Origin of the sequence: Arthrobacter sp. RCC_34 (assembly GCF_041360795.1) — a bacterium.
GTDB lineage: Bacteria > Actinomycetota > Actinomycetes > Actinomycetales > Micrococcaceae > Arthrobacter_E.
On the sequence record NZ_JBFUPW010000001.1, the window covers coordinates 628,375 to 641,341 of the forward strand.

Sequence of the window (12,967 nt, forward strand, 5' to 3'; positions counted from 1 at the left end):
CGACGGCCCGGTGAGCTTGTGTGCTCAGTTGTTGCGGGTCATCCGGCGGATCATCCGCAACAACTGAGCACACAAGCTTTCAGCGACTCAGGCGCCGGGCTTGCCGTCCTCGTCGGACGACCCCTCGCCGGAGCCTTCGGCCGGTCCGTCCGCAGACTCCTCGGAGGAGGACCCCTCCGCCGGCTCGTCGAAGCCTCCGGAGAGCAGCTTCTCGATCGCGTCGTCCACCTCGGCGTCGCTCGCCTCGGCCAGCTGACGGCGTGCGCCGAAGCCCTGGGGGTCGTTGAGATCCTCGGTGGTCGGGATGAGGTCGGGGTGCTTCCACACGGCGTCGCGGCCCTCGGTCCCGCGTTCCTCCTTCAGCGCGGCCCAGAGGGCGGCGGCCTCACGGAGGCGGCGCGGCCGGAGCTCCAGGCCCACGAGCGAGGAGAACGCGTGCTCGGCGGGACCGCCCGTGGCGCGCCGACGGCGGACCGTCTCCCGCAGTGCCGGGGCGGTGCTCAGCACGCCCTCGAGCGCTTCCGTGGTCACTTCGTCGACCCAGCCCTCGATGAGGGCGAGCGCGGTCTCCAATTTGTCGAGCGCGGCCTGCTGGGCAGGGGTCCGCTCCGGCATGAACACGCCTTCCTGGAGCGCGGCCTGCAGGGACTCGGGGTTGGACGGGTCGACGTCCTGCGCCAGGTCCTGGATGCGCGAGACGTCGATGTGGATGCCGCGTGCGTAGTCCTCGATGGCTCCCAGGACGTAACCGCGCAGCCACGGCACGGAGGTGAAGAGGCGGGCGTGGGCGGCTTCGCGGACGCCGAGATAGATCCGGACGTCCTCGGCAGGGATCTCCAGGCCTTCGCCGAACGCCGCGACGTTCGTGGGCAGCAGGGCCATCTCCAGGTCCGCCAGCGGGATGCCGATCTCGGTGGAGCCCACCACTTCGGTGGCCAGCGAACCGATCGCCTGGCCCAGCTGCATCGCGAAGATGGCGCCGCCCATGTTTTGGAGCATGGAGCCGGCCCCGCCCATCATGCCGCCGAGGCCCTGCAACTTGAGTTCTTCGGGCAGGTTCTGCGTCATGGCGTCGGTAAGGGCCTTGGCGACACTGTTGGCCACAGGCTCCGTCAGGCGGCGCCAGGTCGGCATGGTGGCTTCGACCCACTCGGCCCGGGACCAGGCCTTGCCGATGATGTTCGGCTCGGGGAAATCGGTGACCTTGTTGAGCCACATGTCCGCGAGGCGGAGGGTCTGATCGACGTCGCGCTGCTGGACGGAGCTGGGGGTCGGGTCGCTCGACTGCGCGGCGACGTTCCGGGCGGTGTCGTGAGCCAGCTTCCAGTTCACCGGGCCCTCGGAGCTGGAGGAGAGCATCGCCTGCACCTGCTGGAACATGGAGGCCAGGAACTGGGGGTCATCCGGCAGACCACTCGCCTTGGCGAACTCCTGGACGTCGAAGCCCTCCGGCGCAGCACCTCCCATGAGTCGCCGCAGCATCTCCTGGAACTGGTCCTGGGGATCCTCGCCGGGGTTGTTCGTGTTGGGCTCGTTGCTCATGGTCCACCGATCTTTCCTGGGCCTTTTACTTCACGGTACCTCTGGCCGGGTGCCCATGTCGCCGGTGCAGATGGCGGTTTCGCTGAGGGCAAAGCACAGTCCGACGGCGGGGGACACCCAGTTTCGCCACCTACCCTTGAGTGAGCACCGTTGATCCGGAAGGAAACCATGAGCGAGCAGTTCCCGGCGACCCCGCCGGCGCAGCCCTATTCGACGCCGGCCCCGCCGGAGGGCACGCCAGGAGGGCGGCGCCGTCGTCGTTTCCCGCTGGGCGCCGTGCTCTGGGGGCTGTTCTTCGTGGTGCTCGCGTTCGGCTCGCTCGTGCCGCTGCCGTACGTGATCGAGTCCCCGGGCCCGACGTACAACACGATCGGCACCGTCGAGGACAAGAAGGTCATCCAGATCACCGGGCACGAGAGCTTCCCGGCCCAGGGCGACCTCGACCTCACCACCGTGTACGTCTCGGGCGGCCCGGGCGGCAAAGTGACGGGTTTCGAGCTGATCCAGGCGTTCCTCGATCCGTCCAAGGCGGTCTACGACGAGGAACAGATCTTCCCCAAGGGCGTCACCAAGGAGCAGAACCAGAAGGAGAACGCCCAGGCCATGACCAGCTCCCAGGAGAACGCCACCGCGGCGGCCCTGGGTGCGCTGAAGATCCCGTTCCAGCAGAAGCTCACGGTGGGCGGCTTCACCCAGAACTCTCCGGCCGAGGGCAAGCTGAAGGACGGCGACGTCCTCCTGAGCATCAACGGGAAGCCCTCCACCTCGATGACCGCCGTCCGTGACGCGCTCGCCGCGTCGAACGGCAATGAGGTGGCCGTCCAGGTGCAGCGCGGGAGCGACAAGCCGACCGTCCGCTTCGCCCCGGTGAAGGGCGACGACGGCCGATACCTCATGGGAATCGGGCTCGCCTTCTCCTTCGAGTTCCCGTTCAAGGTCCAGTACCAGCTGGACCAGGTGGGTGGTCCGAGCGCCGGCCTCATGTTCACCCTCGGTCTCATCGACTCACTGACCCCGGGCGATCTGACGGGTGGCAAGCACATCGCCGGCACCGGCACCATCACCCCGGACGGCCAGGTGGGTCCGATCGGCGGCATCGCCCAGAAGATGCACGGCGCCCGCTCGGCCGGCGCAGGCCTCTTCCTGGCCCCGGCGGCCAACTGCGATGAAGTGGTGGGCCACATTCCGGACGGGCTGGAGGTCGTGAAGGTGGGAACGGTCTCGGACGCCCGCACCGCGGTGGAGACGTACGCCAAGGGTGGTGACCTCGCCGCCCTGCCGCACTGCACGGCAGGCTGAGCCTCCGACGGCGCGTGGCCGGGTGGCTTCCGGCCCACTCCAATGCGTCGTGCCACGTCATCCGGCCGGGCGGGCGCGAACCGCCCGGACAGGGGAAGGGGTGGGGGAGTTAGGCTGAAGGCGGGGAACCTCACGGCTGATCCGTTCGTGGAACAGGTGTGACGGGTCCCCCGTCCATCACCGCAGCGAAACTTCCATCGAGGTACTGAGCGTGTCAGGAACACCCCATCCCATGTCAGCCCCCGGGCCCCGCAGGCGACGCGGAGCCTTCGTGCCAACACTCATCGTGGTGGCCGCACTCGTGGCCGGCTTCGTCTTCTTCGCCAATGTCTGGACCGATGTCCTCTGGTACCAGCAGCTCGGGTTCATCGGGGTCTTCGTGACCCAGAACCTGGCGCGGATCGGAGTCTTCCTGGCCGTGTTCCTGCTCATGGGACTGGCCGTCTACTTCTCCATCCGGGTGGCCTACCGGGCCCGCCCCGTCTATGCGCCCGATCAGGCCGCCCAGGACAATCTGGGCCGCTACCAGGCACAGCTGGAGCCAGTGCGCAGGGCCGTGATGATCGGCCTTCCGGCGGTCCTCGGTCTCTTCGCGGGCACCGCGGCGATGGGGCAGTGGCCGAAGGTCCTGCTCTTCTTCAACCAGGAGTCGTTCGGCCGGACCGACCCCCAGTTCAACCTCGACCTGGGTTTCTACGTCTTCTCGCTGCCGTTCCTGGGCTTCCTGCTGTCTCTGCTCATGAGCATCGTGGCCGTGGCGGGACTCGCGGGCCTGCTGACGCACTACCTCTACGGCGCCATCCGGATCCAGCCGCGCGGTGTGTTCTTCAGCCACGCCGCTCGTCTGCAGCTCGGCATCACGATCGCCGTCTTCCTCCTCCTGCTGGCCGCCAACTACTGGCTCGGCCGCTACACCACCGTGCAGAACCCCAACGTCGGACGCTGGGCCGGCGCCCTCTACACCGACGTGAACGCCGTGGTGCCCACCCGCTCGATCCTGGCCGTCGCCGCCGCGATCGTGGCCGTGCTCTTCATCGTGGCCGCGGTCATCGGCAAGTGGCGTCTGCCCGTCATCGGCACCGCCATGCTGATCATCACCTCCCTCCTCGCGGGCGGCCTGTACCCGTGGGTCATCCAGCAATTCCAGGTCCGCCCCTCGGAGCAGACCCTGGAGAAGGAGTTCATCCAGCGGAACATCGACGCCACCCGCGCCGCGTACGGCCTCGACAAGATCGCGGTCAAGGACTACAAGGCGACCACGACGGCGGCGCAGGGCGCCCTGCGTGGTGACGCGGAGACCGCGGCCAGCATCCGTCTGCTGGACCCGAACCTGGTGTCGGCGTCGTTCGAGCAGCTCGAGCAGTACCGCCCGTACTACCAGTTCCCTGAAACGCTGAACGTGGACCGCTACAAGGTCAACGGCAAGGTCCAGGACACGGTGATCGCCTTGCGTGAGCTGAACCCGGACGGCCTGAACGCGAACCAGCAGTCCTGGTACAACAAGCACATCGTCTACACGCACGGCTACGGCGTCGTGGCGGCCAAGGGCAACAAGTTCACGTCGGACGGCAAACCGGACTTCCTGCAGGCGGGCATCCCGAGCAACGGCATGTTCGGTGACGACAGCAAGTACCAGCCACGGATCTACTTCGGTGAGAACTCGCCGGAGTACTCGATCGTGGGCGCCCCCGACGGCTCCCCGCACCGTGAGCAGGACCGCCCGGCCAGCAAGGACAAGGGCGAGACCCAGTACACCTTCACCGGCAACGGCGGCCCGAACGTGGGCAACCCGCTGAACAAGCTGCTGTATGCGATCAAGTTCCAGTCCTCCGATCTGCTGCTCTCCGACGGCGTGAACGCGGACTCCCAGATCCTGTACGACCGGAACCCGCGTCAGCGCGTGGAGAAGGTCGCCCCGTACCTGACCATCGACGGCAACGCGTACCCTGCCGTCGTGGATGGCCGCGTGAAGTGGATCGTGGACGGATACACGACCAGCAGCGATCTGCCCTACTCGCAGTCGCAGGAGCTGGACACCGCCACCCGTGATTCGCAGACCGCTGCTGGCCGCCTCTCGGCACTGCCCGGCGAGTCGGTGAACTACATCCGCAACTCGGTCAAGGCCACGGTGGACGCCTATGACGGCTCCGTCTCGCTGTACGCCTGGGACGATCAGGATCCGATCCTCAAGGCCTGGCAGAAGGTCTTCCCCAGCACGGTGAAGCCGCTCTCCGAGATGTCCGGCGATCTGATCAGCCACGTCCGTTACCCGGAGGATCTCTTCAAGGTCCAGCGTGAACTGCTCGGCCGGTACCACGTGACCAATGCCGACGGCTTCTACCAGAACAACGACGCGTGGAGCGTGCCGAACGATCCGACCGTCAAGGGCAATGACGTCACTCCCGTGAAGCAGCCGCCGTACTACATGTCCCTGCAGATGCCGGGCGAGTCCAGCACGGCGTTCCGCCTCACGAGCACCTTCATCCCGCAGACCGTGGGCGGCAACGCCCGCAACGTGCTGTACGGCTTCCTGGCCGCCAACGGCGACGCCGGCGACAAGACCGGCGTCAAGGATCCCCAGTACGGCCAGCTCGAGCTCCTCAAGCTGCCGACCGACACGCTGGTGCCGGGTCCCGGGCAGGCTCAGAACAAGTTCGACTCGGATCCGAACGTCTCCCGAGAGCTGAACCTGCTGCGGCAGGGCGCCTCCTCCGTGGTGAGCGGCAACCTGCTCACGGTGCCGATGGGCGGCGGTCTGCTCTACGTGCAGCCGGTCTACCTGAAGTCCACCGGCAGCACCGCCTACCCCACGCTGCAGCGCGTGCTGGTGGCGTTCGGCGACCAGGTCGGGTTCGCCCCGACGCTGGATGCGGCGCTCGATCAGCTGTTCGGCGGCAACTCGGGCACCAAGGCCGGCGACGCCGCCAACAACAACGGCGGCTCCGGTGGCACAGGTTCCGGCTCGGCCTCGGGCAACACCGGAGGCAACGGCGGCGGAACTGCTCCCGCGCCGGGGCTGAAGGCGGCCTTGGACGACGCGAAGAAGGCGATCGACGCAGGCCAGACGGCTCTGAAGAACGGCGACTTCGCGGCCTACGGCGAGCAGCAGAAGAAGCTGCAGGACGCGCTGAACCGGGCTCTGGCCGCCGAGGGCGCTCAGGGCGGGGCGACGCCCAGCCCGTCGCCGTCGTCGAGCCCCTCGGCCAGCCCGGGGAAGTAGCCCGGAAGCCCGCCCCGCGTCGCGTGTCGCGGCAGGTGAGGCGCTGATCACGTCACCTCGATTTGGTCTGCGGTTCATCAGCCGGTAGAGTAGTTCATGCGACGCGGGGTGGAGCAGTTCGGTAGCTCGCTGGGCTCATAACCCAGAGGTCACAGGTTCAAATCCTGTCCCCGCAACTGGCAAGGGCCGGAACCATGGGTTCCGGCCCTTTTTCATGCCCTGGCACCGGTTGAGCTTGCACTTTCTCGGGGCTCTGCCGCCGGAGCCCCGAGAAAGTGCAAGCTCAACCCCTGGCTGGGAGCTGCCCGCTTGCCGTCCGGCCCGGCGCCGACCAGGATGAGCTGATGACCACCCTGCGCCCCCACGCCCTGCGCCCGATCACCCTGAACGACGCCCCCGCCGTCGCCGCCCTGCTCCGGGAGAGCCGGGAACACCTGGCGCCCTGGGAGCCCGTGCGGCCCGAGTTCTTCTTCACGGAGGAGGGCCAGCGCGCGGAGATCCGCGGGGCGCTGGAGGCATTGGCCCAGGGGACACGGGCGCCCTTCGTCATCCTGGACGACGACGGCGCCGTGGCCGGCCGGCTGAACATCAACAACATCGTGCGGGGCGCCTTCGAATCGGGCAGCCTGGGCTACTGGGTCGCCGCCGGGCGGACCGGCCGCGGCTTGGCCGGCAGGGCCGTCGGAGAGGCCGTGGAGCACGGTTTCGAAGAGCTGGGACTGCACCGGCTGGAGGCGGGCACGCTGCTGCACAATGAGGCGTCCCAACGGGTTCTCCTCAAGAACGGTTTCACCGAATTCGGCACAGCGCCCCGGTATCTGAGGATCCGGGACCGGTGGCAGGACCATCGGCTGTTCCAGCGGCTGAACGAGGACTGACCCCCTGGCGCCGACGCCCCCGGGCAGGCGCCGGCGTCGAGAGCGAACAGAAGAGCCCCCGGACCACGAAGGTCCGGGGGCTCTTCTGCTGAAGGGCGCAGCCGTTCAGACTCCGTCAGGAGACGGTGAACCTCAGAGGCGGTCGAAGTCCTCTTCGTTCACGGTGCCGGCGCCGGCCAGCGGCTTGGCGGCTGCAGGCGCGGCCGGGGTGCCGGAGATCGCGGCAGGGCTGCCGCCGGACTTCAGAGCGGCCAGGCGGGCTTCGATCTCGGTCTGCTCGCCGAGGTCCTCGAGCTGGTTGAACTGGGCGTCCAGGCTCGACGCGGCGAGTTCCTGCTGACCGAGGACCTTGGCCTCTTCGCGGCGGATCTTCTGCTCGAAGCGGCCGACCTCGCTGGTGGGATCCATGATGTCGATGCTGCGGAGAGCGTCGTTGACCTGAGTCTGGGCCTGCGCCGTCTTCGCACGTGCCACGAGTTCGTTGCGCTTGGAGGTCAGCTCATTGAGCTTGCCGCGCATCTGGTCCAGGCCGGTCTTGAGGCGGTCCACCACCTCGGTCTGCGACGCGATGTTCGGCTCGGCCGCACGGGCTTCGCTCTCGGAGCTCATCTGGCGCTGGATGGCGACCTTGGCCAGATTGTCGAACTTCTGGGCGTCGGCGGCATTGCCGGCGGTGCGGTACTCATCAGCCTTGCGCGATGCCGCGAGGGCCTTGTTGCCCCAGTCCTGGGCGTTGCGGACGTCTTCGGCGTGGTCCTGCTCCAGCATGCGCAGGTTGCCGATGGTCTGAGCCACGGCCGACTCAGCTTCCGCGATGTTGTTGGTGTAGTCGCGGACCATCTGGTCCAGCATCTTCTGCGGGTCTTCGGCGGAATCGAGCAGCGCGTTGATGTTCGCCTTGGCCAGCTGCGCGATGCGACCGAAAATGGACTGCTTTGCCATGGTGTTACCTTTCGTGTGGCCCGTGATGCCGAAGGCGGCCGCCGCCGGCGTGGTCATGGACGCGTGGGTGATGTGGGTCTGAAAGTGTTTGAAGTCGGAAGGTCTGGTCTGACAGGGTCAGAAGCTGGAATCGCCGCCTGAGTCGCCGCCCCAGCCCCCGCCGGAATCGCCTCCACCCCAGCCTCCGCCGGAGTCGCCGCCACCGAAGCCTCCGCCCCAGCCCCCGCCGGAGTCGTGGTGGTTCCCGCTGTTGAGGATGGAGTTGATCAGGAGGCCGCCGAGGATCGCGCCTCCCAGCCCGTTGCCGTTGCCTCCGCCGAACATGCCGCCGCCACCGTAGCCACGCTGGTTCATGCCGAACTGGTCCACATCGGACTGGGCCAGTTGCGCGGCCTGTCCGGCCAGGGCGTTGGCCTGGTTGGCGTAGTTGAGGGCCTGCACCGGATCACTCTGGGAGATGGAGATCGCGTAATCGAGGTTGCGCTGGGCCTCGGCCAGACGCGTGCGGGCCTCGGTTCCGACGCCGCCGCGGCGGGCCGCGACGTAGTCGCTCGTGGCGCTGATCTGCGACTGGGCCGTGACGATGCTCTGCTGCAGCGACGCGCGCGCCCGCTGAGCCTGCTCCTGCTGATCCCGCACGCCCGTGAGGACCTGGTCCAGAGCGCTCGTGGAGTTGGACAGGGCCTGCAGGTCCGCGACGGGGTCGAGGTGGCCGTCCTGGTAGCGGGCCTTGATTCCGGCCAGTGCGGCCTCGACGCCCGCCACGGGCCCGTTCAGTTCCGGATGCTGACCGGTCTGGGCATAGGCCTTCGCCTGGGCCAGGTCCTGTGCGGCCTGGGAGACGGCGGCCTCCAACGAGGTCTTGGCCTGCGCCAGGTTCTGGTCCACGGAGGAGATGGCTTCCACCAGCTTCTGCGCCTGTCCCAGGGACCCTTCCGCGGCGCGGACCGCGACGGCGGCCTGACCGCCGTCGCCGGCCTGCAGGCGTTGCTCGGCGGTGCTCACGGCGTTGCCGACGAAGTCGAGACGCTCCCGTGCCTGCGCGATGTTGTCCTGGACCTGTGCGAGGGCCGTCGGGGCGTAGCCCTGGCGGAGACCCTCGAGTTTCTGCTCGGCGTCCTGGATGGCCTGGCTGGCAGCGCCCGCGTCGGACTTGATGCGGACCACGGCCTGCGGGGCGTTCTTCTCGAGCTCACGCAGCGAGTCGAAGGAAGCCTGCTGATCCTTGAGGGAGGCGATGGCCGCCTCGGAGTAGCCGATGATCTGAGTCAGCCAGGTGCGCTGCTGCTCCGGGGTGTCCGGGATGTGGTCGTCCAGCTGCTGCTGGAACTTGAACGACTCGCTGAGCTGGGCCTTGGCCTGCTGCACGGCCGCGGCGAACTCCTTCACCGCGTCCGTGCCGAACTGTGCCTCCGCGAAGCCGAGTTCCTGCTCGCTCGACTTGATGGCGTCGTCGGCCGCGATCAGGAGAGGGCCGCTTTCGGCCCGCAGCTGCTCGATGCTCATGCGGTCGAGACGGTCCTGCTCGGTGGGGGCGTTCTCGACGCCGGCGGCCTGCGCGGCCTGACGACGTCGGCGGATCAGCCAGAAGGCGCCCGCGCCGCCGACGACCACGACGGCGCCGCCGACGAGGAAGGGCGTGGCGCCGGGGCCGGAGAGTTCCTTGTCCGTCTGATCGGCGACGGCGACCGCAGCCGCGGTGAAGTCCAGCTTGCCTTGGGCGAGCTGGGCGGTGGCGGCGTCGCTGATCTTGCCGCGCTGGTCATTGCTGATGGGGCTCTTCGGGCCACGGGTCAGATTGGCCTTGCCTTCGGAGGAGGCCACCACGTACAGCAGGTCTTTGGAACCGAAGCTCTTCTTCTTGGCCACGGCGTTGGCCCAGTCGGTCGGGGCCGAAGGGTTCGTGAAGGTGTCCACCACCACGACGTAGAGGTTGATCTTCTGGTCCTTGTACAGCTTGCTGATGGCGGACTGCACCTTGCCGTGGTCCAGCTTGTTACCTGGATCCACGATGTTCTGACCCGGACCGATGGTCACCGGGTCGGCCGCCTGCGCGGCGGTGGTGCCGAGGAGGAGGGAGGCCGAGAGGCCCAGCCCCACGGCGAGAATCGTCCTGGCCTGTTTCAACAGGGTGCGCATCCGCTACCTTTCAGCAGTCACGGGACCCGCTGGCGTAGTCGGACCCGCTGTCATGAACGTCCCCCAGCCGTACTGCTCAGCCGTTGGCCGCTGTGGCATTTCCTTGATTCTAGGCATGCCCCGAAAGGGGCGTCCATCAAAGGAACTCCGCCCGTGGCGAAAAGGTTCCCCGGCCGGTCACCCGTGCCGTCTAGGCTTTCAGCAAACAGTCAGCCAGTGCTTTCAGTCCGCTCAGACTCCTTATGGATAGTGGAAGCCAGAAGACGAATCTGAAAGGCAGAACGATGACGGAGAACCCCAGCAACGAGCACGGCGGACCGGCCTCCCCCGAGCCCCGTCCACAGGAGCACCCGACCATGCCTCTCGAGCGCGCGACGGAGCCCACTCAGGCACTCCCGAGCCACCCGGCCGCCTCGGGGTCTCCTTCTCAGGACCAGCCTCAGGAGCCGCAGGCCCAGACGCGTCCGACCCCCTATCAGCAGGGCGGCTACCAGCAGCCCCAGCCGCAGCAGCCGCCTCAGCCGGGGTATGCGCCGGCGGCGCCGGCCATGGCGGGCGCCGCCGCTTCGCAGCACGGCGGCGCTCACGACGGGGGCACACAGGCGCCCGGCACGCCGGGCAGCCAGTTCTACGGCCAGCAGAGCGGCTACGCGCAGCACGCGGCCCCGGCTCAGCCGTACACCACTCAGTCGAGGCAGCCGAAGACGGCGCGGAAGATCGGCGTCGGGACGCTCGTGGCGGCCGTGCTCGCGGCAGGCCTGGTCGGCGGCGCCGTCGGCGTCGGTGGCAATTCCCTGCTCAACGCCGGCCAGCCCGCGGCGGCGACCCAGTCCAACAGCAGCGGTCAGGGCGGGATCGTCATCAACAACAAGGACAGCGTCACCGCGGTCACGGCCGCGGCGGCCAAGGCGGCCCCGAGCGTCGTGACCATCGCGGCCAGTGGCGGGAACTCCTCGGGCACGGGATCGGGCATCGTCCTCGACGATCAGGGCCACATCCTCACCAATACCCACGTCGTGACGCTGGACGGCGCCGTCTCCAAGCCCACGGTGGAGGTCCGCACGAGCGGCGGCAAGGTCCTCAAGGCCACCGTGGTCGGGACGGATCCGCTCTCCGACCTCGCGGTCATCAAGGTCGACCCCTCCGGACTGGTTCCTGCCACGCTGGGGGACTCCGGCAAGCTGAACGTCGGTGACACGGCGGTGGCCATCGGCTCGCCGCTCGGCCTCACCAACACGGTGACGGACGGCATCGTCTCCACCCTGAACCGCACGATCTCGGTGCAGTCCTCGGCTGCGCCCTCGGACGGCAGTGACTCCGGCAAGGACGACGGCGGCTACAACTTCGCCCCGCCGTTCGGCCAGAACAAGTCCTCGTCCTCCGGCGGCTCGGTGTACCTCAACGTCATCCAGACGGATGCGGCCATCAACCCCGGCAACTCGGGCGGCGCCCTCGTCAACGGCAAGGGTGAGGTGGTCGGCGTGAACGTCGCCATCGCGACGGCGGGCAGCGGTTCCAGCGACGGCAGCGGCAGCACCGGCAACATCGGCGTCGGCTTCAGCATCCCGATCAATTACGCCAAGCGGATCGCCCAGGACATCATCAAGGACGGCAAGGCGACGCACGGTCAGTTCGGCACCACGGTGCAGAGCCAGTCCGCCGGCTCCAGCGACTCCTCGGCGTTCTCTGTGGGGGGCCTCGTCATGAGTGTCGTGCCGGGTTCCGCGGCTGACAAGGCCGGTATCCGGAAGGGCGATGTGATCACGCAGTTCGCCGGGTACACCATCTCCGACGCCAAAGAGCTGACCGCGGCGGTCCGCGAGCAGCCCGCCGGCGGCAAGGCCACGGTGACCGTGCTGCGGAACGGTCAGAGCAAGCAGATCGAGGTGACCCTGGACGCCGCCAAGCAGTAGGCGTCAGGCTCCGTCCTCGCAGTGAGGCCGGGCGCTGCGGCTGGTCGTGGTGACGCACCGTGACCGGCGGCAGGACCCGGCCTCCGTCGTGTGGCAAGCTTGGAGATGCAGCTCACCGCCCGCATCGCCGCGGGCAGATGCGGTTGCCCGCCCCGCGCGGTGATTCCCGTCAGCCAGGGCCTGAACCGAGGCCTGCGTGAGAACACTATGGGAGAACCATGAAGATCGTGGTCTTGGTCAAGCACGTCCCGGACGCTCAATTCGAGCGCCATCTGTCCGGTCCGGGTCACACCGTCGACCGTTCGGAGAGCATCCTGTCCGAGCTCGATGAGTACGCCCTGGAAGCGGCTCTGCAGATCAGTGAGGCGAACGGCGGTGAGAAGGGCGGCAACACCGTGATCGCCCTGACCATGGGCGCCGACGGCGCCTCCAACTCCATCAAGAAGTCCCTGCAGATCGGCGCGTCCGAGGGCTATCACCTGAGCGATCCGGCCCTGGCAGGTTCGGACGCGGCGGCCACGTCCCTCGCGCTCGCGGCGGCCATCCAGCGCATCGCCCAGGGCGGTCCCGTGGACCTGGTGATCGGCGGCATGGCCTCCACGGACGGTGAGACCTCGCTGGTCCCCGCGCAGCTGGCCGAGCGCCTTGGCTGGGCCTATGTCGGCCATGCCAAGTCCCTTGACGTGAACGGGGCGACGGTCGCCGCGGCCCGTGAAGTGGACGGCTTCGCCGAGACCCTCGAAGCGTCCCTGCCGGCCGTGGTGTCGGTGACGGACCAGATCAACGAGCCCCGGTACCCGAACTTCAAGGGCATCATCGCGGCCAAGCGCAAGAAGACCCACCCCCTGGCGCTGGGCGACCTGGGCCTCGAGGCGGCGTCGGTCGGCGCCGCAGGATCGCTCACGGTCCTGGAGAACGCGCAGGAGCGTCCGGCCCGCACTCAGGGCACCATCATCACGGACGAGGGCGACGCCGGCATCAAGCTGGTCGAGTTCCTGGCCGCCGAGAAGCTGATCTAGCGTTACCAGGAGCGA

8 protein-coding genes and 1 tRNA gene are annotated in these 12,967 nt (G+C 68.2%); 6 read left to right on the top strand and 3 right to left on the bottom strand.

Going from position 1 to position 12,967, the window contains the following annotated elements:
* Window positions 1–87: 87 nt before the first annotated feature.
* A complete protein-coding gene (locus AB6732_RS02960; RefSeq protein WP_370958160.1) occupies window positions 88–1,542 on the bottom strand; it encodes a zinc-dependent metalloprotease in 1,455 nt (484 codons plus the stop codon).
* A 168-nt stretch (window positions 1,543–1,710) separates the two neighbouring features.
* Between AB6732_RS02960 and AB6732_RS02965 the strand changes: the two genes are divergently transcribed.
* The 4 genes from AB6732_RS02965 to AB6732_RS02980 all read left to right on the top strand — a co-directional run bounded on the left by AB6732_RS02965 (window position 1,711) and on the right by AB6732_RS02980 (window position 6,939).
* Complete coding sequence (locus AB6732_RS02965) at window positions 1,711–2,841, top strand: PDZ domain-containing protein (RefSeq protein WP_370958162.1); 1,131 nt, start codon at window positions 1,711–1,713, stop codon at window positions 2,839–2,841.
* Between the two features lie 232 nt (window positions 2,842–3,073).
* Complete coding sequence (locus AB6732_RS02970) at window positions 3,074–6,061, top strand: UPF0182 family protein (RefSeq protein ID WP_370958164.1); 2,988 nt, start codon at window positions 3,074–3,076, stop codon at window positions 6,059–6,061.
* Window positions 6,062–6,163: 102 nt separating this feature from the next.
* Window positions 6,164–6,237 (top strand) — tRNA-Met (locus tag AB6732_RS02975).
* Window positions 6,238–6,405: 168 nt separating this feature from the next.
* A complete protein-coding gene (locus tag AB6732_RS02980) occupies window positions 6,406–6,939 on the top strand; it encodes a GNAT family N-acetyltransferase (protein WP_370958166.1) in 534 nt (177 codons plus the stop codon).
* A 132-nt stretch (window positions 6,940–7,071) separates the two neighbouring features.
* Here the strand turns inward: AB6732_RS02980 and AB6732_RS02985 are convergent, their stop codons facing one another.
* Both AB6732_RS02985 and AB6732_RS02990 read right to left on the bottom strand, forming a co-directional pair.
* Window positions 7,072–7,881, bottom strand: coding sequence for a PspA/IM30 family protein (locus AB6732_RS02985; RefSeq protein WP_370958168.1), 810 nt, complete (start codon window positions 7,879–7,881; stop codon window positions 7,072–7,074).
* A 117-nt stretch (window positions 7,882–7,998) separates the two neighbouring features.
* On the bottom strand, window positions 7,999–10,020 hold the full coding sequence (locus AB6732_RS02990; protein WP_370958170.1) for a TPM domain-containing protein: 2,022 nt from the start codon (window positions 10,018–10,020) through the stop codon (window positions 7,999–8,001).
* Between the two features lie 284 nt (window positions 10,021–10,304).
* Between AB6732_RS02990 and AB6732_RS02995 the strand changes: the two genes are divergently transcribed.
* Entirely contained in the window at window positions 10,305–11,933 is a 1,629-nt protein-coding gene (locus AB6732_RS02995) for a S1C family serine protease (protein WP_370958172.1), read from the top strand.
* Window positions 11,934–12,151: 218 nt separating this feature from the next.
* On the top strand, window positions 12,152–12,952 hold the full coding sequence (locus AB6732_RS03000; RefSeq protein ID WP_370958174.1) for an electron transfer flavoprotein subunit beta: 801 nt from the start codon (window positions 12,152–12,154) through the stop codon (window positions 12,950–12,952).
* Window positions 12,953–12,967: the final 15 nt, after the last annotated feature.